The 20,175-nt window shown below is 60.5% G+C and carries 23 protein-coding genes; 12 read left to right on the top strand and 11 right to left on the bottom strand.

Going from position 1 to position 20,175, the window contains the following annotated elements:
- Nucleotides 1-3: 3 nt before the first annotated feature.
- The gene (locus tag BUE92_RS08425) at nt 4-1,035 is read right to left on the bottom strand and encodes a LacI family DNA-binding transcriptional regulator (protein WP_161793224.1); all 1,032 of its coding nucleotides are present in this window, start codon (nt 1,033-1,035) and stop codon (nt 4-6) included.
- A gap of 225 nt (nt 1,036-1,260) precedes the next feature.
- On the opposite strand from BUE92_RS08425, the gene BUE92_RS08430 reads away from it, so the two are divergent.
- Entirely contained in the window at nt 1,261-1,794 is a 534-nt protein-coding gene (locus tag BUE92_RS08430) for a gluconokinase (protein WP_073523050.1), read from the top strand.
- An 83-nt stretch (nt 1,795-1,877) separates the two neighbouring features.
- Entirely contained in the window at nt 1,878-3,230 is a 1,353-nt protein-coding gene (locus BUE92_RS08435; protein ID WP_005790708.1) for a GntP family permease, read from the top strand.
- A 149-nt stretch (nt 3,231-3,379) separates the two neighbouring features.
- Here the strand turns inward: BUE92_RS08435 and alaC are convergent, their stop codons facing one another.
- Nucleotides 3,380-4,591 carry an alanine transaminase gene (gene alaC / locus BUE92_RS08440; protein WP_019819319.1) on the bottom strand — a complete coding sequence of 404 codons (1,212 nt, stop codon included), beginning with the start codon at nt 4,589-4,591 and terminating at the stop codon, nt 3,380-3,382.
- Between the two features lie 195 nt (nt 4,592-4,786).
- Between alaC and BUE92_RS08445 the strand changes: the two genes are divergently transcribed.
- Nucleotides 4,787-5,269 (top strand): GyrI-like domain-containing protein, encoded by a 483-nt coding sequence (locus BUE92_RS08445; RefSeq protein ID WP_047711634.1) that lies wholly within the window; start codon nt 4,787-4,789, stop codon nt 5,267-5,269.
- A 54-nt stretch (nt 5,270-5,323) separates the two neighbouring features.
- Here the strand turns inward: BUE92_RS08445 and BUE92_RS08450 are convergent, their stop codons facing one another.
- From BUE92_RS08450 to BUE92_RS08460, 3 genes are read right to left on the bottom strand one after another with little or no spacing between them, the layout of a single operon-like run.
- The gene (locus BUE92_RS08450; protein ID WP_073523051.1) at nt 5,324-6,532 is read right to left on the bottom strand and encodes a type II toxin-antitoxin system HipA family toxin; all 1,209 of its coding nucleotides are present in this window, start codon (nt 6,530-6,532) and stop codon (nt 5,324-5,326) included.
- Nucleotides 6,525-6,779, bottom strand: a complete 255-nt coding sequence (locus BUE92_RS08455; protein ID WP_073523052.1) for a helix-turn-helix domain-containing protein — start codon at nt 6,777-6,779, stop codon at nt 6,525-6,527. The genes BUE92_RS08450 and BUE92_RS08455 overlap by 8 nt, the downstream gene beginning before the upstream one ends.
- Nucleotides 6,780-6,803: 24 nt before the next feature.
- Nucleotides 6,804-7,337, bottom strand: coding sequence for a GNAT family N-acetyltransferase (locus tag BUE92_RS08460; protein WP_073523053.1), 534 nt, complete (start codon nt 7,335-7,337; stop codon nt 6,804-6,806).
- Nucleotides 7,338-7,482: 145 nt separating this feature from the next.
- On the opposite strand from BUE92_RS08460, the gene BUE92_RS08465 reads away from it, so the two are divergent.
- The 4 genes from BUE92_RS08465 to BUE92_RS08480 are packed head-to-tail and all read left to right on the top strand — an operon-like array spanning nt 7,483 to nt 10,020.
- On the top strand, nt 7,483-7,902 hold the full coding sequence (locus tag BUE92_RS08465) for a YybH family protein (protein WP_073523055.1): 420 nt from the start codon (nt 7,483-7,485) through the stop codon (nt 7,900-7,902).
- A 42-nt stretch (nt 7,903-7,944) separates the two neighbouring features.
- Entirely contained in the window at nt 7,945-8,298 is a 354-nt protein-coding gene (locus BUE92_RS08470) for a YciI family protein (protein WP_056791533.1), read from the top strand.
- Between the two features lie 25 nt (nt 8,299-8,323).
- The gene (locus BUE92_RS08475) at nt 8,324-8,800 is read left to right on the top strand and encodes an SRPBCC family protein (protein WP_073523057.1); all 477 of its coding nucleotides are present in this window, start codon (nt 8,324-8,326) and stop codon (nt 8,798-8,800) included.
- Nucleotides 8,797-10,020, top strand: a complete 1,224-nt coding sequence (locus BUE92_RS08480) for an RNA polymerase sigma factor (protein WP_073523060.1) — start codon at nt 8,797-8,799, stop codon at nt 10,018-10,020. Before BUE92_RS08475 ends, BUE92_RS08480 begins: the two co-directional genes overlap by 4 nt.
- A 112-nt stretch (nt 10,021-10,132) precedes the next feature.
- Here BUE92_RS08480 and BUE92_RS08485 read toward each other — a convergent pair whose 3' ends face one another.
- A complete protein-coding gene (locus tag BUE92_RS08485; RefSeq protein ID WP_073523062.1) occupies nt 10,133-10,987 on the bottom strand; it encodes a LysR family transcriptional regulator in 855 nt (284 codons plus the stop codon).
- Between the two features lie 88 nt (nt 10,988-11,075).
- Here BUE92_RS08485 and BUE92_RS08490 point away from each other — a divergent pair, with 88 nt between their 5' ends.
- A complete protein-coding gene (locus BUE92_RS08490; RefSeq protein ID WP_073523063.1) occupies nt 11,076-11,540 on the top strand; it encodes a multidrug/biocide efflux PACE transporter in 465 nt (154 codons plus the stop codon).
- An 81-nt stretch (nt 11,541-11,621) separates the two neighbouring features.
- On the opposite strand, the gene BUE92_RS08495 is transcribed toward BUE92_RS08490, so the two are convergent.
- Nucleotides 11,622-12,380 carry an SDR family NAD(P)-dependent oxidoreductase gene (locus tag BUE92_RS08495; RefSeq protein ID WP_073523064.1) on the bottom strand — a complete coding sequence of 253 codons (759 nt, stop codon included), beginning with the start codon at nt 12,378-12,380 and terminating at the stop codon, nt 11,622-11,624.
- 105 nt (nt 12,381-12,485) lie between these two features.
- Here BUE92_RS08495 and BUE92_RS08500 point away from each other — a divergent pair, with 105 nt between their 5' ends.
- Nucleotides 12,486-13,382 (top strand): LysR family transcriptional regulator, encoded by an 897-nt coding sequence (locus BUE92_RS08500; protein WP_073523065.1) that lies wholly within the window; start codon nt 12,486-12,488, stop codon nt 13,380-13,382.
- Here BUE92_RS08500 and BUE92_RS08505 read toward each other — a convergent pair.
- Nucleotides 13,379-14,296, bottom strand: a complete 918-nt coding sequence (locus tag BUE92_RS08505; RefSeq protein WP_073523066.1) for a LysR family transcriptional regulator — start codon at nt 14,294-14,296, stop codon at nt 13,379-13,381. The genes BUE92_RS08500 and BUE92_RS08505 overlap by 4 nt on opposite strands.
- A gap of 105 nt (nt 14,297-14,401) precedes the next feature.
- Here BUE92_RS08505 and BUE92_RS08510 point away from each other — a divergent pair, with 105 nt between their 5' ends.
- Genes BUE92_RS08510 through BUE92_RS08520 form a run of 3 tightly spaced genes read left to right on the top strand, consistent with a single transcriptional unit; the run spans nt 14,402 to nt 17,066 of the window.
- Entirely contained in the window at nt 14,402-15,160 is a 759-nt protein-coding gene (locus BUE92_RS08510; protein ID WP_073523067.1) for a 5-oxoprolinase subunit PxpA, read from the top strand.
- Between the two features lie 56 nt (nt 15,161-15,216).
- The gene (locus BUE92_RS08515; protein ID WP_073523069.1) at nt 15,217-16,095 is read left to right on the top strand and encodes a 5-oxoprolinase subunit B family protein; all 879 of its coding nucleotides are present in this window, start codon (nt 15,217-15,219) and stop codon (nt 16,093-16,095) included.
- Nucleotides 16,092-17,066, top strand: coding sequence for a biotin-dependent carboxyltransferase family protein (locus tag BUE92_RS08520; RefSeq protein WP_073523071.1), 975 nt, complete (start codon nt 16,092-16,094; stop codon nt 17,064-17,066). Before BUE92_RS08515 ends, BUE92_RS08520 begins: the two co-directional genes overlap by 4 nt.
- Before the next feature lie 371 nt (nt 17,067-17,437).
- On the opposite strand, the gene BUE92_RS08530 is transcribed toward BUE92_RS08520, so the two are convergent.
- The 3 genes from BUE92_RS08530 to BUE92_RS08540 all read right to left on the bottom strand — a co-directional run bounded on the left by BUE92_RS08530 (nt 17,438) and on the right by BUE92_RS08540 (nt 20,128).
- Nucleotides 17,438-18,457 (bottom strand): transporter, encoded by a 1,020-nt coding sequence (locus BUE92_RS08530; RefSeq protein WP_073523073.1) that lies wholly within the window; start codon nt 18,455-18,457, stop codon nt 17,438-17,440.
- 143 nt (nt 18,458-18,600) lie between these two features.
- The gene (locus BUE92_RS08535) at nt 18,601-18,906 is read right to left on the bottom strand and encodes a PepSY domain-containing protein (RefSeq protein ID WP_073523074.1); all 306 of its coding nucleotides are present in this window, start codon (nt 18,904-18,906) and stop codon (nt 18,601-18,603) included.
- A gap of 94 nt (nt 18,907-19,000) precedes the next feature.
- Entirely contained in the window at nt 19,001-20,128 is a 1,128-nt protein-coding gene (locus BUE92_RS08540; protein ID WP_073523075.1) for a glycerophosphodiester phosphodiesterase family protein, read from the bottom strand.
- Nucleotides 20,129-20,175: the final 47 nt, after the last annotated feature.

Genomic DNA, 20,175 nt, shown 5'->3' on the forward strand with positions numbered 1-20,175 from the left:
CGCTCAGGTGCTCTCGCGCACTTGCAACTCAAACCCCATGTCCACCACTGGCTTGGCCACCTTGTTGCCTGCCATGATCGTCAGCAAATGCTCTGCCGCCCGGCGCCCGATGGCTTCCCGTGGGGTGCTGATGCTGCTCAGGCGCGGCACCATGAATGACGAGGCGGGGAGGTCGTTGAAGCCCAGCACCGCTACACGTTCCGGCACCTTGATGCCGTGGCGCAGGGCTTCGAGCAGGGCGCCCTGGGCCAGGTCGTCGTTGCCGAAGAAGATCGCGTCCACATCCGGGTGGGCGGCCAGCAGTTGCAAAAACAGTTCGCCACCCAGGCCCACGGAAGACGGGCGTGGCGTCAGCAATTCCAGTGCCGGGTCGTACATGCCTGCTTGCTGCAAGGCGCGACGAAAGCCTTCGCCACGCAGCAAGGTACGTTGGTCCAGTTGTGCGCCGATATAGGCCAGGCGCTTGCGCCCCCGAGACAGCAAGTGCGCCGCCGCGGTCTCGCCGGCGGCCAGTTGTGAGAAGCCCACACAGTTCACCCCGGCATTGGGGTCCAGATCCATCATGTACACACAGGGCACATTGCTGGCCTCGACCATTCGTCGCGCGCTTTCGGTGCGGTCAAAACCGGTCAGCAACAAACCCCGTGGCTGGTAGGCCATGTAGTTGCGCAGCAGGTCTTCTTCTTCATCGCGCGAGTAATGGGAGTTGCCGATCAGTACTTCAAAGCCCTTGGGCCGCAGTACTTGATGGATAGCTTCCAGGGTTTCGATAAACAGCAGGTTGGACAATGACGGCACCAGCACCACCACGGAGTGGCTCTGCGCCGAGGCCAGGGCGCGGGCGGCGGGGTTGACCACGTAGCTCAGTTCGGCGGCGGCCTGTTGCACTTTTTCCACCAGTTCGGTGGCCACAGTGCTGATACCGCGCAGGGCGCGGGAGGCGGTGATCGGGCTGACGCCAGCCAGGCGCGCAACTTCATTGAGGGTAGGGCGACCCGTCGTGCGGGTATTTTTATCGTTCTTGGAGGTCATCAGGCGGCTTGCCAAACAAAAATCGAGGCACTAAGGTAGCGCTGTCTCCAAGGGGCTGCAAATTATTGGATAAAGGGTTGCCTGATCCTGTCCAGCTCTTGAAGTCAGTCTGTTGGAACGGATGCACGCGTCACTCCATAAAAATGACAAGTCGGCGCGGGAAAAGCCTGTTTTTGCACTAGCCTTACGCTATGCAAAGGTAGCGCTATCTGCGTCCTGAGGTGTTTCATGAGTCAACCTGTTACCGCCCTGGTCATCATGGGTGTTTCCGGCTGTGGCAAGTCCAGCGTCAGCCAAGCCCTGTGCGCCCTTAATGGCGCCACTGCCATTGAAGGCGATAGCTTTCACCCTGCCGCGAACATCGAAAAGATGAGCGCCGGCCACCCCCTCAACGACGACGACCGCGCCGGCTGGCTCGACATCCTGTGCGATGAACTGCGCCGCGCGTTGAAAGCCGGCGAGCATCCTGTACTGACCTGTTCGGCCCTCAAGAAAAAATACCGTGACCACCTGCGCGAAGCCGCGCCGGGCCTGGGTTTTGTCTTCCTGGAGCTGACCCGCGAAGTCGCCGCCGACCGCGTGTCTCACCGCCCCGGCCATTTCATGCCGGCAAGCCTGATCGACAGCCAGTTCGCCACCCTTGAATCGCCCAAGGGCGAGCCGCTGACCCTGGCCCTCAACGCCAGTGAAGACAGCGTCGAGGCGCTGGCCGCGCAGACCAATACCTGGTGGCGCAAGCACGGCTTTGAACCTACTCATTAATTTTTTGCCGGAAAGATAGCGCTATCCCCGGCAGGAAGTTCAACACCCGCTTTAATAACAACAACAAACAGGAGAGACCCCCCATGTTTGGCATGTCCCACGAGTCTTACCTGCTGCTAGATGCAGTAGTCACTATCATCGGGTTGATCGTTCTGATCACCAAGTTCAAGGTGCACCCGTTCATTGCACTGATCATCGCGGCCGGTTTCCTCGGCCTGACCTCGGGCATGCCCGTGGACAAGATCATCAAGGCGTTCCAGGACGGTTTCGGCGGGGTGCTCGGCTTTGTCGGCATCATCCTCGCGCTGGGCACGATGCTCGGCAAGATGATGGCCGAGTCCGGCGGTGCCGATCAGATCGCCCAGACCCTGATCCGCGCCTTCGGCAAGGAAAAGGTCCAGTGGGCCATGATGTTCGCCGCGTTCCTGGTGGGCATCCCGTTGTTCTTCGAGATCGGCTTTGTGTTGCTGATCCCGCTGGTGTTTATCGTCGCCCGCCGTACCGGCGTGTCGCTGATCAAGATCGGCATCCCGCTGCTGGCCGGTCTGTCGGCAGTGCATGGCCTGGTGCCACCGCATCCAGGCCCGCTGCTGGCCATCGGCGTGTTCGGCGCCGATATCGGCAAGACCATCCTGTACGGCCTGATCGTTGCACTGCCGACCGCCATCATCGCCGGCCCGATCTTCGGTACGTTCATCGCCAAGTACATCCCGGGCAACCCGTCCCAGGAACTGGTGGACCAACTGGCCCGCGAGACCGATAACAAGTCGCTGCCAAGCTTCGGCATTACCCTGGTCACCGTGCTGCTGCCGGTGTTCCTGATGCTGCTCAAAACCTTTGCCGACATCGCGTTCGCCGAAGGCAACGTGGTACGCAACTGGATGGACATGATCGGCCACCCGATCACCGCACTGCTGCTGGCCTTGCTGCTGTCGCTGTACACCTTTGGCCATCGCCAGGGCATCCATTCCAAGCAGATCCTCAAGTTGCTTGACGCCAGCCTTGCGCCGACTGCTGCGATCATTCTGATTATCGGCGCCGGTGGTGGCTTCAAGCAGATGCTGGTGACCAGCGGCGTGGGCGACGTGATCGGCCATATGGCGGTGAACGCGCAGATCAACCCGATCCTGCTGGCGTGGCTGGTGGCGGCGGTGATTCGGATTGCCACCGGTTCAGCGACGGTTGCGACCATTACCGGCGCGGGCATTGTGGTGCCGGTGGTGGGGATGATCCCAGGGGTTAACCGCGAGTTGCTGGTACTGGCGACGGGCGCGGGTTCGTTGATCCTGTCTCACGTCAACGATGCGGGGTTCTGGCTGGTCAAGCAGTATTTCAACATGACCGTGGCCGAGACGTTCAAGACCTGGACGGCGATGGAGACCATTCTGTCGATCGTTGCGCTGATCTTCATCATGTTGCTGTCGTTGGTGGTCTGACAAAACAGAGGTGAAAACCCAATCCAAATGTGGGAGCGGGCTTGCTCGCGAATGCGGTGGATCAGTCGCCAAATACATTGACTGACACTCCGCATTCGCGAGCAAGCCCGCTCCCACATGTTTGACCGCATTTCTTCAGGTGGATCAGGTCAGGCTTTGGTCACCAACCCATCCGCCCTGAACATCCCGCGAATCCCACGCACGGCCTGGCGAATCCGGTCCTGGTTCTCGATCAGCGCAAAGCGCACATGATCATCACCATACTCACCAAAGCCGATCCCCGGCGACACACACACCTTCGCTTCCAGCAGCAGTTTCTTGGCAAACTCCAGCGAGCCCATGGCGGCATACTGCTCGGGAATCTTGGCCCAGACGTACATTGACGCTTTCGGATTCTCCACCATCCAGCCCAGCTCATGCAGGCCCTTGACCAGCACATTGCGACGCTGGCGGTACTGCTCGGCGATGTCCTTCACGCACTGTTGGTCGCCTTCCAGCGCCGCAATCGCCGCCACTTGCAGCGGGGTGAAGGTGCCGTAGTCGTGGTAGCTCTTGATGCGTGCCAGGGCGTTGACCAGTTCAGGGTTGCCGACCATGAAGCCGATGCGCCAGCCGGCCATGTTGTAGCTCTTGGACAGGGTGAAAAACTCCACCGCAATGTCCTTGGCGCCGGGCACTTGCATGATCGAGGGGGCTTTCCAGCCGTCGTAGACGATGTCGGCGTAGGCCAGGTCGTGCACCACCAGCACGTCGTACTGCTTGGCCAGGGCGATCACCCGTTCGAAGAAATCCAGCTCCACGCACTGCGCGGTGGGGTTGGACGGGAAGCCGAGGATCATCATCTTCGGCTTGGGGATCGAGCCACGAATCGCGCGCTCCAGCTCAGCGAAGAAATCCACGCCCGGTATCAGCGGCACCGAACGCACCTGGGCGCCGGCAATCACTGCGCCGTAGATATGAATCGGGTAGCTGGGGTTGGGCACCAGCACGGTATCGCCCTGGTCCAGGGTGGCCAGCATCAAGTGCGCCAGGCCTTCCTTGGAACCGATGGTCACGATGGCTTCGGACTCCGGGTCGATATCCACCGCGTAACGGTCCTTGTACCAGCGCGAAATCGCCCGGCGCAGGCGCGGAATGCCTTTGGAGGTGGAGTAGCCGTGGGTGTCTTCACGCTGGGCGACGGTGACCATTTTCTCCACGATATGAGGTGGCGTGGCGCCGTCAGGATTACCCATGCTCAAGTCGATGATGTCTTCGCCGCGCCGACGCGCAGCCATCTTCAGCTCGGCAGTGATATTGAAAACATACGGGGGGAGTCGATCTATGCGCGCAAAGCGGCGCGGCGAACCTTGGTCTGCCATTGTTGCCTCGAGGTACGTAAGCGCCCGGAACCGTCCGAGCGACGTCGGCCACTGCGGTGGCCTGCGGGGCAGACAATACGGGCGATGATGGCCAGTTGTCCAGATGCGTAGGAAATTTTTCTACATGGAGTACAACGCGGATATGCCCCTATACTCGATGCGGGTTTGTTCCCTTATAAGAAGGAGACTGTTCGTATGGATCAGCAGACAAAACAACCGTTGGAGCCACGCCTGGAAGCCGGCAAGGCCCTGGTGATCGCCGGGGTACAAGGGCGATATTCGAAGGCCACCGTGGGCGATATCCCACGGCTGTGGGAGTTGTTCGATACCTGCATCAAGGACATCAAGAAGCGCGTTGGCGGTGTGACCTACGGGGTGTGCCATAACCCGCATCACGGCGAATTCGATTACCTGGCAGGTGTTGAAGTCCCGGCCAAGAAGGACGTGCCGAGCAATTTCGAGGTGATCGAAATCCCGCCACTCAACTATGCCGTGTTCCCCCACTACGGGCCGGTGCAGGCGCTGGAGCAAACCTACGAGCGCATCATGTTCGAATGGCTGCCGCACTCGGGCTACAAGGTCATGGGCGCGGATTTCGAGCGCTATAGCGCGGATTTCGATGCCAGGAAGGGCACGGGGACGGTGGAAATCTGGTTGCCGATCGGGGAGCGGGGCTGAGCTATCGGCCGAAGAGCGTTTATGTTCTTCGGCCTTTTTTGGAAGAAGGATTTTTCAGCCGCCGAAACTCTGAAGATAGCTCTGTGCGGATTGCCGAATGGCTTTCGCGACATCAGGTGCTAACCGGCAGTAATCGTCTTCGCGCTTGAGCACGGTTTCAAGGGCTTGAAGCAGCGCCTGAATGCGCCTCTTGGGGTTTTCGATTTCGCAGGTTCGGGCAAATTCGAGAATGCCCAGGCGTGAAGCAAACAATGATTTATTGCCGCCGAGGTCCAACGCAAGCGTGTCCTCGGGGATATAGCAGGTGGTGTTTACGATGTCGTAAGCCGGTGCCAAACACGCATCGAGCTTCACCGGGTCACTGTAGAGCACACCAAAGTTTTTAAGATGAGCATCGCCGTTACCCACGATGCAGCTCAGCGCCACACTGTCGAACAATTGGTCCAACGAACTGCGCTGGTTTTGCGGTGAACAAAACATCCTTACCGCCTTGGCGATGGCGGTGTAGCTTTTAGCGTATTTCTGTTCGGCGGACAGGCCCATCAGCGTGGTCATGTCTTCGAAGCCCAGCGGGTTGAGCTGCTCGTCCCGGTCAAAGCGGCGCATGATGAATAGCTTATGGTTTTGCGACAGGTAAAACGGTGGTACGGGCAGGCCCGCCTCCTGGGCAATGGACATGCACAGGTATTCATTGATAGCCAACCCCGGAAACTCTTCACGGCCGCTCTTGATAATCAGGTCATCGGTCTTCGACGTGAATTTCTGCTCGGGTGTTTGAGCTTTTTCGGGCACCAGCACTTTAGGCTGCACGCCGGAAATGCCGGCTCGCAAGATATAGCGGTCTACGAGGTTGGCGAACAGGTCTTCTGCACCATCCCAGGCGAGAATTTCGTTAAGGTTCTCCCCTGTGGCCTGAGGGCTGTTGCGTTGGACCAATTCATTGACTTGATCCGAAGACACAAATACTCGCCCGATAGGTGCACTGCTACCCGATAACGCCAGTAGCAGCATCGGGTCGACTTTTACCGTCTTGGCAAGGCGGTTGCGCAATTGCTCAAGCACGTAGCCTTCTGGCAGGTTCATTTGAAAGATGGGGTGAAGTTCGCGACGGGCATACTCTTCTGCCCGCACTGGCATCGCCAGGCAGAGTGCGCTGCTTGCGAGTGCGTGGTCGCTGTAGCGAAACAGGTAGTTGTCGGTGCTCCTCAAGACGCTACCGCTCTCTCCTTGAGGGGTATGCACACGCAGGCTATGCCTATTCATCAAACAAGTCCTCCAGCTCATCCAGTGTGGGCATCGTGACGGGCACCAATTTGACCTCACTGCCCAGGGCTGCGATGACGCGTGCATAGGCATTCATGGCAACCGAGAGGCTGCCTTTTTCGATCTCGATGAGTTTCTGACGAGTGATGCCCGCCAGCGCCGCGAGGTCCGCTTGTTTGTAGCCACGATTGATGCGCATCGCCCGGATCTGATTGCCCAAGCGCTGAGTGATCATTGAAGTGTCCATGTCACATATACATTACATTGATGTTCATAAGTCATGTATACGTGACATTTTGGGTGCGTCAAGTGTTTCCTGACCAAACGTCCAACTCAGTCGTCGTTCAAATCCCACCCGGCCCTTGTACGCCTCACCGCGATCCACCCATCCCGCCCCCAGATACAACCCCATTGCCGCCAGGTTGTGGGCATCCACCGACAACTCCAACCCCTTGATCTGCGGCCACGCCTCGCGCGCCACGGCGGGCAACGCCTGCAAACACACCTTGCCGTATCCACGCCCCTGCTGATGCCGGTCTACCTGTAGCGCGTGGAGTGTGGCGCTGTGTTCATCCGCCCAATGAGGCAGGCACGGTGGGCGCTTGAGCAGCAGGAACGCCACGGGAAGGTCGTCGGCCAGCAGCGCAAAGCCCTTGACCCCAGGGCTCGGGTTGGCGAGCAGGGTATTGAGGGCGCAATACATATCACCGCAAAACGGCAGTTGTTCAGGGTGAACTTCGATGGCGCCGACTTGCTGTTGTTGCACAGCGTTCAGCGCCTCGTAGGCAACGAGGCGGGTTTGCATGGGGCTATCCGAACGGCTGCAAGGGAAGTGGCAGTTTATCGGGTTTGAGCCACGGGAAATTATTTTTCAGGGGGATGTCGATTTCCCTCGGGGCCATTCGACTAAGGGTGTCTTCCGTGATTTTCCACCCCAAGGAGTCATCGCCATGAGCACTGCAATCAAAAGCCTGATCGAACAATGGAAACACGCCGTCGTCAGTCGCGATATCGACAAGATTGTCAGCTTTTACGCCGACGATATCGTCTCGTTCGACGCCGTAACCGCTCTGCAATTCAAGGGCAAGGCGGCCTACCGGACGCACTGGGAAGACTGTATGAAACACTGCCCCGGCCCCGGTATCTTCGAATTTCATGAACTGCATATCGTCCAAGCGCCAGACAGCGCCTTCGCTCACTGGCTGGCCCACTGTGGCGGCGCCGGGCCGGATGGCGAGGTGAAGGCCTGCTGGATGCGCGTGACCGCCGGCTACCAGCGTATCGATGGCCAATGGAAGGTGGTGCACGAGCACTGGTCGGCGCCGTTTGATATGCAAAGCGGCACGGCGTTGTTCGACCTGAAACCTTGAGCACCGCGAACTATAGTCAGTAGTCCGAAAACGGAGAACGCCATGAAATACCTGTGCCTGATCTACAGCGACGAACAGGTGTTGCACACCTCGCCCGACAGCCCCCACGACTCGGAGTGCCTGGCCTACGCAGAGGCCATCCAGGCCAGCGGGCGCATGCTCGCCGCCGAACCCCTGGAGTCGGTGACCACCGCCACCACCGTGCGAATGCGCAACGGCAAGCTGTCGATCACCGACGGGCCGTTTGCCGAAACCAAGGAGCAGCTCGCCGGGTTCTACCTGATCGACGCCAAGGACCTCAATGAAGCGCTCCAGGTGGCTGGCGGCATTCCGGCGGCCCGGGTCGGCAGTGTGGAAGTGCGCCCCGTGCGCCAACTGAATCTCTCAACACAATAATCAAAAGACTTGAGGAGGTTTCCCCGTGAACACTCAACCCGCCCAATTTGAACTGTCCATCAGCCGCTTGATCGATGCGCCGCGCCGCCGGGTGTTTCGCGCCTGGACCGAGCCAACCCTGCTGCAACAATGGTGGGGCCCCCACGGCATGACCACCCCTGAATGCGAGATGAACCTGTGGGTCGGCGGCTTGTTCCGCACCTTGATGCGTGCGCCCGATGGCAGCGAGTACCCGACCCAGGGCGTTTTCCTGGAAATCGACGCGCCCAACCGCCTGGTATTTACCGACGCGTTCATGCCGGGCTGGGTGCCTTCGGGCAAGCCGTTCATGAGCGCCGAAGTCACCTTTGAAGATGTCGGCGGCAAGACGCTCTACACCGCGCGCGCCATGCACTGGAGTGCCGAGGACAAGCAGGCCCACGAAGCCATGGGCTTTCATGACGGCTGGGGCCAGAGCCTGGACCGCCTGGTGAAGTTGGTGACCGAGGACGTGGTCGATTGACCGCGCAGATCGACGCTATTTACCGCCGCGAATCACGCCGCGTGCTTGCGACGTTGATTCGTGTGCTGGGGGATTTCGACCTGGCCGAGGAGGCGCTGCACGAAGCGTTTTTCGTCGCCCTGCAGCGCTGGCCCGAGGATGGCGTGCCGGATAATCCACGGGCGTGGCTGGTGTCCACCGGCCGCTTCAAAGCCATCGACCGCCTGCGTCGGCAGTCGCGGTTTACCCCGTTATTGGAGGAGCAGGCCGAGGCGTTGGAGGCCGCGCCGTGGAGTGATGAAGACGTGGAAGACGACCGCCTGCGCCTGATGTTCACTTGCTGCCACCCAGCGTTGGCAGCCGACGCCCAGGTTGCGCTGACCTTGCGCGAGATCTGCGACCTGAGCACCGAGGCCATCGCTCACGCTTTTCTTGCCACGCCCACCACCATTGCCCAACGCATCGTGCGCGCCAAGGGCAAGATCCGTGAGGCGAAAATTCCCTATCAAGTGCCGTCCCGCGCCGAATTGCCCGAACGATTGGACAGTGTTTTGCGGGTCATTTACCTGGTGTTCAACGAGGGCTATTCGGCCTCAGCGGGTGCCGACCTCACCCGCGAGGACCTGACCTTGGAGGCCATTCGCCTGGGGCGTTTGCTGCTGGAGTTGCTGCCCGAGCCGGAAGTCATGGGCTTGCTGGCGTTAATGTTGCTGCACGAGTCGCGTCGGCCTGCCCGCACTTCTGCCAGCGGCGAACTGGTGCTGCTGGACGCTCAGGATCGTACGCTTTGGGACAGGGCCTTGATCGCTGAAGGCTGCGCATTGGTGGAGCAGGCGCTGATTACCCCACGCTTCGGGCCGTATTGCTTGCAGGCTGCGATTGCCGCCGTGCACGCCGAGGCACCCAGCGCGGTGCAAACCGATTGGCGGCAGATTGTCGGGCTCTACGATGTATTGCTCAGGGCTGTGCCGTCGCCGGTGATCGAGTTGAACCGTGCGGTAGCGGTGGCGATGGAGCAGGGGCCGTTGGCGGGGTTGGCGCTGGTAGACAACCTTTTGCAGCGCGGTGAGTTGCAGGACTACCACTTGGCGCATTCGGCGCGTGGGGAGTTTTGCCGGCAGTTGGGGCGGTTTGATGAAGCCCGCAGCGCGTACGAAAAAGCCTTGTCCCTGACCCAACAGGCGCCAGAAAAACGCTTCATCACGCGACGCCTCGCCGAACTCAATTCCCCCAGACAGTGAGGATCCAAATGTAGGAGCGAGCTTGCTCGCGAAAAACTCACAGACGCCGCGTTTCTTCAGGAAGCACGCGTTATCGTTGACGTTCTTCGCGAGCAAGCTCGCTCCTACAGGCTCATTCCAGCATCTTGCCCAACAACCAGCTCCCCGCAGGCCCCGGCGGCTGGTGCCGAGACCACAGGGCATCCACCGCCACCGAACGCGGCCAACTGCGCACCTTGAGTTCAACCAACTGGTTGCCGCCAAAACGCTCCACCAGCCAGCGTGGAATCGGTGCCCAGCCAAACCCCAGCTGTGCCATTTCCATCAGCATCAGGTAACTCGGCGCCGACCATACTCGCTGCGTGCCGCGGTTTTCATTGGGGCTGATGATGCTCGCCAAACGCAACTCCCGGTGTTGTTGCAAGGTGTGCGGGTGAACCTTGTCCAGAGTCGCCAATGGGTGTCCAGGCGAGGCGAACAGCGCGATCTCCGTGCGCTCCTCCACGGTGGAGAAGGAAAGGTCCGGTGGGTAGGCTTCTTGTTTCTCGATAAACGCGATCTGCGCCCGGCCACTTTGCACCAGCGCGATCAAGTCTTCGCATTCCGCGATCAGGCATTCCAGCTCAAGGTCCGGGTAGCGTTGCTCGAAGGCCGTGAGGGCGACCTCGAATCGATCGGATTGATAAGTATCGGACATGGCGATACTCAACTTCGGCTCCAGGCCTTGCGATAACTGACTGGCTGCCAGCTCCAGGCGGCTACTGGCTTCCAGCACCTGTTCTGCCCGTTGCAGCAACACTTGCCCCGCCGGCGTGAGGGTCGGCTTGCGGCTGCTGCGGTCAAACAGCACCACGTTCAGGTCAATCTCAAGGCTGGCCACTGCCGCGCTCACGGTGGACTGGCTTTTGCCCAGCTTGCGCGCCGCCGCGGAAAACGAGCCTTGGGTGGCAGCCTGGACAAACGCCTGAAGCACTTCATGGGAGGCCATGACTATCGCCTTGATCGATGGTTATTGGTTATGAAGTATCGAGACAAAGCCTGATCATGGCAACCATCGTCACACACGGAGCCGGGTCATGAACCCTACCAAATCCCTTATTGAACGCGTGTTCCAAGCCCTTGGTTTCGAGGGGCTGGCCTTATTGATTTGCACGCCGCTGTTGGTGTGGATCACCGGCCGGCCGGCTCTGGAGATGGGCGCAGTGACCTTGGGCATCAGCCTGTTGGCACTGAGCTGGAACGTGATATTCAACAGCCTGTTCGACCGCCTTAAAGCCCGCCTGCAACTGGCCAACGGTGGTTGGACCCGTGTGCTGCACGCGCTGCTATTTGAAGGCGGCCTGATTCTCTTGGCAGTGCCGTTGATTGCCGCCTTGATGAAGATCAGCCTGCTGGAAGCCTTCATCCTCGACATTGGCGTGTTGCTGTTCTTCCTGCCGTACACCTACGTGTACCACTGGGGTTATGACGTATTGCGCGAGAAATTCGCCGGTAAAACCCCTGTCAACGGTAGGAGCGAGCTTGCTCGCGAAGATCGCTAACGATAACGCGGGGCCCCTGGAACCACGCGGCGTTCTTGAGTTTTTCGCGAGCAAGCTCGCTCCTACAGAGGGGGCAGCCGTTTAGAGGAACATCCCGCCCGACGCCTCGATCCGCTGGCCGGTGATCCAATGACTGCCATCGGCCAGCAAGATCGAAATCGCCCCGCCAATGTCGTCCGGCAAGCCAGCGCGGCCCAGGGCGGTGTTATTGGCAACCATCGCATTCACATCGGTGTTATCGCGTACCGCGCCGCCGCCGAAGTCAGTGGCAATCGCGCCCGGTGCCAGGGTGTTCACGGTAATACCCCGTGGGCCCAGCTCTTTAGCCTGGTAGCGCGACAAGACTTCCACCGCGCCTTTCATGGACGCGTAGGCGGCATAACCCGGCAGGCTGAAGCGCGCCAGGCCGCTGGAGATATTGATAATGCGCCCGCCATCGCTGATCAGCGGCAGCAGTTTTTGCGTGAGGAAAAACGGTGCCTTCACATGGATCGCCACCAACTGGTCGAACTGGGCTTCGGTGGTTTCGGCGAAGCTTGCATAGGTGCCAACCCCGGCGTTGTTGATCAGGAAGTTGAAATGATCCTGGGCGAACACATCCTTGAGCAGGGTGCCGATCTGGCCAACGAATGCATCGAAGGTTGCGCTCTGGCTGACGTCCAGTTGCAGCATGGCAGCGCGACCGCCCAAGGCCTCTACCTGGGCAACCACGGCTTGGGCTTCGGCCGCTGCGCTGTGGTAAGTGCCGATGATGTCGATACCTTGCGCAGCCAGGTGCAGCGCGGCGCTTTTGCCCAGGCCACGGCTGGCGCCGGTGATGAGTGCGATTTTACGGGTCATGGTGCAGTCCTCAGTGGGGGTCAGTGGGAGTGAGTGTATTTGTCCGCCTATAACGTGATAAACAGTGCTATTGCGGAATCACTGGCCGGATAAGGCGAACAATCCATGAACAAGCTAGAGCTGCTGCGCACCTTCGTACGGGTGACCGAATTGTCGAGTTTCACCCAGGCCGGTGAAAGCCTCGGCCTGCCGCGCTCCACCGTGTCCGAGCATGTGCAGGCCCTGGAAGAGCTGCTCGGTGCGCGACTGTTGCAACGCACCACGCGCAAGGTGCAGGCGACCCAGGATGGCCGTGTGTTGTATGAACGCAGCAAGGACCTGCTGGCGCATATGGAAGAGCTCGAGGGCCTGTTTCGCCAGGATGAGACCCAACTGGCCGGGCGCATTCGGGTGGACATGCCCAACGTCATGGCACGCAGCGTGATCTTGCCGAACTTGCCCGCCTTCATGGCGCGCCACCCGCTGATCGACATGGAAATCAGCTGTTCGGACCGTCAGGTAGACCTGATCGCCGAAGGCTTCGACTGCGTGGTGCGTGTCGGCGCCCAGCCCGATCAACCCGTGGTAGCGCGACGGATGTGCAGCATGCCGATGGTCAACTGCGCGAGCGCGGCGTATCTACAACGTTATGGTGTGCCCGAGACCTTGGCGGACCTGGCCAATCACCAACTGGTGCATTACGTGCGGCCACTGGGCGCACGCTCGGCAGGCTTTGAGTACTTGGTGGGTAACAAGGTGCAGCGGTTACCGATGGCCGGCCGGGTGACGGTCAACAGCACAGATGCCTATCACTCGGCATGCCTGGGCGGGTTTGGCATCACCCAGGTGCCCCAGCTTGGGATACGCGACTTGTTGGCCAGCGGTGAGTTGGTGGCGGTGCTGCCCGATTACCAGGCACCGCCCCTGGATGTGTCGCTGTTGTATGCCGGCCAGCGGCATTTGCCCTTGCGGGTGCGGGTGTTCATGGACTGGTTGGCCGCCACCCTGCAAGCCCATCTTTAGCGGCGTGCCGACAACTGCTGGGGCGCCAGGAACGCGTCGTGGAAATAATCCCGGAACGCTTGCATCGCCGGGGTAAAGGCGCGTTCGCGGTGCCAGGCCAGGCCGACGCTCATGGGCGTGACCGGGTCGGTCACGGTCAGGGTTTCGATGCGTTTGCCTTCCAGGGACCAGGGCCGGTGCACCAGGTCTGACAGGATCGCCACGCCGCTGCCGTTGGCGACCATGCTGCGCACCGCCTCCACCGAGCTGGTGCGCAGCCGTACCTTGGGGGTTTGCCCGGCCTGTTCCCAGTAGCGCATGGCGCTGTGTTCGGCTTCATCGACGGTGAGCAGGATGTAGGGTTCTTGTGCCACGTCGGCCAGGCTCACGGCACCGCGTTCGCACAACGGGTGATGGCTGGGCAGCCACAAGCGGCGCTCGGAGTTGAACAGAATTTCCGAGACGATATCCGCGTGGGTAAGGTTGGCGGTCAGCACCACGGCCATGTCGAACTGGCCGTCGAGCAGGCCCTGTTCGATGGCCTGGCGCTCCTGTTCGAACACCTCGATGGTTACGTCCGGATGCCAATGCTCCATGCGCTGTAAATGGTGCGGCAGGAAATAACCCAGCACGGTGTAACTGGCCGCCACCCGCAGCACGCCGCTGGCGCGGTAGTCCGGCAACGGGCTGTTGAGGGCGTCCTCCACGCTGCGCACAATCACATAGGCACGGTTGAGAAAATGCCGGCCGGCGTCGGTGAGGTTCATGCCCTGGGCCGAGCGCACGAACAACTGCACGCCGAGCATGGCTTCCAGCTCCTTGATCGCCGTGGTCACCGCCGATTGGGAAATATTCAAGTGAATCGCCGCCTGGGATATCTGGCCGATCTCGGCAGTGGCGACGAAGTAGCGAATCTGGCGCAAGGTGAGGGACATGAGCGATATCTGATTTTCAGAAGATGGGCCATCTGATAATAGATCTTCCCAAGGGGTCAAGCCCCGGCCTACTTTGCGGGCATCACCTTTGGCGGAGCGACCTCGATGCAGGCAGTGGATTTCAATTCAGACATGGGCGAAGGCTTTGGCCCCTGGACCATCGGCGACGGCGTCGACGCAGAACTGATGGCCTCTATCAGCTCGGCCAATATCGCCACCGGCTTTCACGCCGGCGACCCTGGCACCATGCGCCGCACCGTCGAGCGCGCCAAGCAACTGGGTGTGGCCATCGGCGCGCACCCAGGCTTTCGTGACCTGGTGGGTTTCGGTCGCCGGCATATCAACGCACCGGCCCAGGAACTGGTGGACGACATGCTCTATCAGCTCGGTGCCCTGCGCGAAATGGCCCGCGCCCAAGGCGTGACCCTGCAACACATCAAGCCCCACGGCGCGCTCTATATGCACCTGGCCCGCGATGAAGAGGCCGCCCGACTGTTGGTGCAAAACCTGCAAATCATCGAGCCCACGCTGTTGCTGTACTGCATGCCCAACTCGGTGATCTGGCGCATTGCCAAGGAACTGGGGCAGCCGGTGGTGCGCGAGTTCTATGCCGACCGTGAGTACGACCTGAGTGGCTCCATCGTGTTTACCCGCCAGGTGCGGGCGCTCGACCCAGCCACGGTCGCAGCGCGGGTCTTGCGTGCCTGCCAAACCGGCCTGGTACGTACCGTCGAAGGCGAAGACCTGGCGATCGAATTCGATTCCATCTGCCTGCACAGTGACACGCCCGGTGCCCTGGAGCTGGTGGAGGCCACCCGTGAAGCCTTGGACCAGGCGGGTATCGACGTCAGAACACCCCAATAAGATCCAACCCTTACTTTTTTGCCTGCCTTTCTACAATGATTCCAAGAGGAACAGACATGGCTGAAACGTCCCCCATCCGCTACAGCTTCGGCGGTGATGAACACCTGTTTGCCGAGGTCAGCGACAGCATGTCCCTGGAGGCTTTTTTCAAGGGCATGGCGGTGACCCGCGCCGTGGAGCGCCTGGCGCTGGAAGGCGTACTGGATGTCTGCCTGGCCAACGCATCGTTCCAGATTCGCTTCGACCCTGACCGCATTACCCCCCACACGTTGCTCGACGCTGTGCAAAGCGCCGAAGCCCAGGCGGTGACCGAGCGCACCTTGCGCACGCGCATCATCGAAATCCCGGTGCTCTATAACGACCCCTGGACCCACGAAACCCTGATGCGTTTTCGTGACCGCCACCAAGACCCCAGCGGCACAGACCTGGAATACGCGGCACGCATCAATGGCCTGGCCGACGTGGACGCGTTCATCGCCGCCCACAGTGGGGCGCCGTGGTTTGTGTCGATGGTCGGCTTTGTCGCGGGCTTGCCGTTCATGTTCCAGATGGTCGAACGCGAGCGGCAATTGCAGGTACCCAAGTACCTGCGGCCACGCACCGACACGCCGAAATTGACCCTGGGCCATGGCGGCTGCTTTGGCTGTATCTACTCAGTGCGTGGCGCGGGCGGTTATCAGATGTTCGGCGTTACCCCGGCGCCGATCTACGACCCGGCGCAGCAGTTGGCGTACCTCAAGGAGCACATGGTGTTCTTCCGCCCTGGCGATATCGTGCAGTTCAAGCCGATGGACCGCGAGGCTTATGACCGGGCGGTCGCCGAGGTGGACGCCGGGCGTTTCGACTTGCGCATTCGCCCGGTGGAATTTTCCCTGGATGCCTTTCTCGCCGACCCCATCGGCTATCCGAAAACCCTGCAGGAGGCGCTGGCATGATCAAGGTCCTTAAACCTGGCCTCGCCACCTCCGTGCAGGACCTGGGTCGCGAAGGCTATTACCACTTGGGCATCCCACCGTCGGGGGCGCTGGACCAATACGCGTTGAGTGCGGCCAACCACCTGGTGGGCAATCCCGTGGGCGCGGCGGGCCTGGAATGCACGTTGATCGGGCCGCAGCTGGAGTTCCAGCAGGACGCGCTGGTGGCCTTGAGCGGCGCCTTGATGTCGCCGCGCCTGGACGGTGAAGTGGTGCACCAGGACACCGCCTTTGCCGTACGCGCCGGGCAGGTGCTGCGGTTCGAGTTTCCCAAGGCCGGCGCCCGCACCTACCTCGCTGTCGCCGGCGGAATCGATGTGCCGTTGGTGCTCGGTAGCCGCTCCACCTACACCCTCGGCGCCCTCGGCGGGTTCAATGGCCGGCGCTTGCAGGAGGGCGATCAATTGCCGATCGGTACCGCCAGCGGTAGGGGGCGTGCGGGCAACAGCTTGCCGATGGCGTTGCGGCGTTCGGTCGGCGGCGATGTGACGTTGCGGGTGGTGCCGGGGTTGTATTACGAACGCTTGAGCTTGGAGGCCAAAAGCAGCTTTTTCACCGAGCCGTGGACGGTCGGCTCCGAGGCCGATCGCATTGGCTATCGCTTCAAGGGCGGCAGCGCGTTGAGTTTCCAGCCACGGGAACAGCCGTTCGGTGCCGGCTCCGATCCTTCCAACATCGTGGACAGTTGCTACCCGATTGGCTCGATTCAAGTACCGGCGGGGCTGGAACCGATTGTGCTGCATCGCGATGCGGTGTCAGGCGGTGGCTACGCGATGATCGGCACGGTGATCAGCGCCGACCTGGACTTGATCGGGCAGATGCAGCCCAACCAGCGGGCGGGGTTTGTGGCGGTGAGCCTGGAGGAGGCTCTGGAGGCGCGGCGGCTGTACAAAAAGCGCCTCAAAGCCATGGCCGGACTCTTTAATCACTGAATGAACGCAAACTTCTGTGGGAGCTGGCTTACCTCAATACCAGTCAGTTAAGCGGTCATCGCCTACTGTAGGAGCGAGCTTGCTCGCGAAAAACGTCAACGATAACGCGTGCTTGCTGAATGAACGCGGCGCCTGCGAGTTTTTCGCGAGCAAGCTCGCTCCTACAAAAAACCTGGGGCTTGCCTGCGATAGCGGTGGGTCAGCTTAAGAATTTGCGGAATGCCCACCGCCCGGCGATCAAGGCCGCGCCAGCATCGTGAGGGCGATGGCTGGACGCTTCCATCACGGAATAAACGCAAACTCCTGTGGGAGCTGGCTTGGCTGATACACCGCAATCGCAGGCAAGCCAGCTCCCACCTTTGGATCTCACTTCAATTTGAGAATTTGCGAAAGGCCCACCGCCCGGCAATCACGGTAAAGGTGGCGACCAGCGCCACCAATATCCAGAAGCCTTCCGGGTCTTGAGACAGCGGCACCCCACCCACATTCATGCCAAAAAAGCCGGCAATGATGTTGATCGGCAGCGCCAGCACCGTCACCACCGTGAGGGTAAAGAGTGTGCGGTTGCTCTGCTCATTGAGGTTGGCGGCGATCTCTTCCTGTAGCAGCTTGATGCGTTCGCCCAGGGCGGTCAGGTCGTTGATGATCAGCGCAAACTCCTCGGTGGATTTGCGCAACTCCTTCACGTCTTCCTTTTGCAGCCATTGGGGCGGGCGATTGAGCAGGCGCAGCAGCGAACCCGGTTCCAGCGCCAGCAGGCGTTGCAGGCGCACCAGCACGCGGCGGGCGGCACCCAGTTCGGCACGGTTGGTGGACAGGCGCGAAGACAACAACTGATCTTCGATATGGTCGACGCTGATACTGGTTTTACGCACGATCTGCGTCAGCACTTCGCCCTGGTCGCGCAGCAGGTGCACCAACAGCTCCAAGGGGGAGCGAAAGTGTTCGCCGGCCTTCACCGACGAGCGCAATTTATCCACCGAGTGCAACGGCTGCAGGCGTGCGCTCACCAGCAAGCGGCTGCGCGCGCATACCCACAGCGTGGAAATATCCGACGACACCATGCTGCTGAAGTTGAACACCACATCGTTGACCACGGCCAACAAGGCCGAGTCCACATGCTCGATGCGCGTGGAGCGTGAGCCCTCATGCAAGGCTTCAAAAAACTCTTCTGGCAGTGACAAATGCGCCTGCATCCAACGCTCGCAGGCGGCGTGCGCCAGGTTCAGGTGCAGCCACAGGAATTCTTCCGGATCTGGCGGTTGCTGCAAGGCGGCGAGGGCGGTGGCGGAATCAATTTGCTGGCCTTTCTCGCCGGGGCGAAAACGAAAACCGTAAAGCAGGCCAAACAGATCGGAGTCCTGATGGCCGTGGTCGATGCTGTGGTTCATGGCGACTCGCAGAGAAAGGGCCTGTAGGACATTTCACAGGCTCCCTGCGCGAATCATTGCAAGGCGCGATGACGATTATGTGACGATTTGAGGAGGCATAAAAAACGCGCCACCCGAAGGTGGCGCGTTTTTCAAGGTTCAACTCAGGTGTCTTGCTTGTCTTCCAGCACCGCACCGGTTTTGGCGTCGAGCTTCACATCCCATTTCTTGCCGGTGGTGTCGGTCAGGTCCACTTCGTAGACCAGCTTGCCCGCTTCGTGATCCAGCTCGGTATCGTTGATGGTCGCGCCGGCATGTTTAGCGACGGCAGCGGCGTTGAGCTTTTCGAACGCCATCACTTCACCGGACTTGAGCAGGCTAGGAATCTGGTCCGGACGAACATCAGCCTGGGCCAGGCCGGCAGTCAAAGTCAGGGCAGTAGCAGCGAACAGGGCAGTCAAGGTTTTCATCGTGTGTGTCCTTCTTAGGTTGAGCTGTTTAAGTGGCGCCAGATTAACCGGCGCAACTTAACTCATCCTTAATGGCTCACTGACACTAGCGCTTTTAGTATTTATGGTCGTTGAGCAGGTCTTGCACGCTGGACGACGGCCAGCGCTTGTAGAACTTCAACAGTTCGGCGGCGCGGTTGGTGAAGATGCCATCGACGCCGGCCTTCATTACCTTCTCGAAGTCCACCGGCTCATCCACCGTATACACATGCACCAGCAGGCCCTTGTCGTGGGTCAGCTTGTTCATTTCCGGCTTCACCAGGTCGGTGTAGCTCTGGTCACCGTGGTCGGTCAGCTCTGCCGACGGGCCGGTGCCGATGGCGCCGAGGCTTTTGGCCTGGTCGACCCACTTTTCGAACTCGGCGGGGTCTTTCGGCTCTTGCTTGGCATAGTAGGCGGCCTTGGTGGTTTCGCCTGACTCGGCAAAGGTCACTTTGGATTTGGGCTCGATACTGCCTTCACCCACCCACAACAGCAGGATTTTCGGGGTGTTGGGCATTTCTTTCTGCAGCTCTTGCAGGCTGGCTACCTCGAAGGTTTGCAGCACCACGCGGCCACGGCCTTGGCCGACGCCGGTGTTGCTCTTGCCCAGCTTGGAGCCGGCGGAGCTCAGCCAGCCTTTGTCCAGCAGCTTGTTTTTCAGGTCGGCTTCGATGCCCGGGAATTGCTTGGGCTCCTTGGTCTCGATGTACAGGCCGGGTTTGTGCGAGGGGTTGCCTTCGGCGATCTTGATGATGTCGTCCAGGCTCTGAATCTTCAGGCCGACGAAACCAGGGCGCGCACGGTCCGGGTAGGCGGCGTTGAACCAGCTGCCGGCGTCGAGAGTTTGCAGTTCTTTCCACGTGAACTCGTTGGCCGGCGCGTCTTTGCGCTCCGGGAACTTGGAGGCCACGTCGGTGGTGCGCTGCAGGTTGTTGTCGTGCAGGGCGAACAGCACGCCGTCCTTGCTGCGTTGCAGGTCCAGTTCCAAGTAGTCGGCGCCCAGGTCGCGTGCAACCTTGTAGGCAGCGGCGGTGGATTCAGGCGCATCGTAGGAAGCACCACGGTGAGCGATCACGGCAGGGTAGGGTATGCCTTCGTTTGTCGCCAATTCAGCCGGGCTGACCGGCTCGGCAGCCTGTGCCTGGCCAAGGCCGAGCATCAACGCCAGCAGCAAGGCGCTTTTGGAAAACGTGACAGGCATATGCGAAGTCCTTTCGTGGAGGTAACTTTGAGAAGGTGTCCTTTTTA

Origin of the sequence: Pseudomonas fluorescens, from assembly GCF_001902145.1 — a bacterium.
Taxonomy (GTDB): domain Bacteria; phylum Pseudomonadota; class Gammaproteobacteria; order Pseudomonadales; family Pseudomonadaceae; genus Aquipseudomonas; species Aquipseudomonas fluorescens_BV.

Coding starts and splice junctions, on each gene's coding strand:
- BUE92_RS08530 (WP_073523073.1), bottom strand. CDS start 18,457: ATGAACCACAGCATCGACCACGGCCATCAGGACTCCGATCTGTTTGGC.
- BUE92_RS08435 (WP_005790708.1), top strand. CDS start 1,878: ATGTTTGGCATGTCCCACGAGTCTTACCTGCTGCTAGATGCAGTAGTC.
- BUE92_RS08470 (WP_056791533.1), top strand. CDS start 7,945: ATGAAATACCTGTGCCTGATCTACAGCGACGAACAGGTGTTGCACACC.
- BUE92_RS08430 (WP_073523050.1), top strand. CDS start 1,261: ATGAGTCAACCTGTTACCGCCCTGGTCATCATGGGTGTTTCCGGCTGT.
- BUE92_RS08460 (WP_073523053.1), bottom strand. CDS start 7,337: ATGCAAACCCGCCTCGTTGCCTACGAGGCGCTGAACGCTGTGCAACAA.
- BUE92_RS08500 (WP_073523065.1), top strand. CDS start 12,486: ATGAACAAGCTAGAGCTGCTGCGCACCTTCGTACGGGTGACCGAATTG.
- BUE92_RS08510 (WP_073523067.1), top strand. CDS start 14,402: ATGCAGGCAGTGGATTTCAATTCAGACATGGGCGAAGGCTTTGGCCCC.
- BUE92_RS08445 (WP_047711634.1), top strand. CDS start 4,787: ATGGATCAGCAGACAAAACAACCGTTGGAGCCACGCCTGGAAGCCGGC.
- BUE92_RS08515 (WP_073523069.1), top strand. CDS start 15,217: ATGGCTGAAACGTCCCCCATCCGCTACAGCTTCGGCGGTGATGAACAC.
- BUE92_RS08540 (WP_073523075.1), bottom strand. CDS start 20,128: ATGCCTGTCACGTTTTCCAAAAGCGCCTTGCTGCTGGCGTTGATGCTC.
- BUE92_RS08495 (WP_073523064.1), bottom strand. CDS start 12,380: ATGACCCGTAAAATCGCACTCATCACCGGCGCCAGCCGTGGCCTGGGC.
- BUE92_RS08455 (WP_073523052.1), bottom strand. CDS start 6,779: ATGGACACTTCAATGATCACTCAGCGCTTGGGCAATCAGATCCGGGCG.
- BUE92_RS08450 (WP_073523051.1), bottom strand. CDS start 6,532: ATGAATAGGCATAGCCTGCGTGTGCATACCCCTCAAGGAGAGAGCGGT.
- BUE92_RS08465 (WP_073523055.1), top strand. CDS start 7,483: ATGAGCACTGCAATCAAAAGCCTGATCGAACAATGGAAACACGCCGTC.
- BUE92_RS08485 (WP_073523062.1), bottom strand. CDS start 10,987: ATGGCCTCCCATGAAGTGCTTCAGGCGTTTGTCCAGGCTGCCACCCAA.
- BUE92_RS08505 (WP_073523066.1), bottom strand. CDS start 14,296: ATGTCCCTCACCTTGCGCCAGATTCGCTACTTCGTCGCCACTGCCGAG.
- BUE92_RS08520 (WP_073523071.1), top strand. CDS start 16,092: ATGATCAAGGTCCTTAAACCTGGCCTCGCCACCTCCGTGCAGGACCTG.
- BUE92_RS08490 (WP_073523063.1), top strand. CDS start 11,076: ATGAACCCTACCAAATCCCTTATTGAACGCGTGTTCCAAGCCCTTGGT.
- alaC (WP_019819319.1), bottom strand. CDS start 4,591: ATGGCAGACCAAGGTTCGCCGCGCCGCTTTGCGCGCATAGATCGACTC.
- BUE92_RS08535 (WP_073523074.1), bottom strand. CDS start 18,906: ATGAAAACCTTGACTGCCCTGTTCGCTGCTACTGCCCTGACTTTGACT.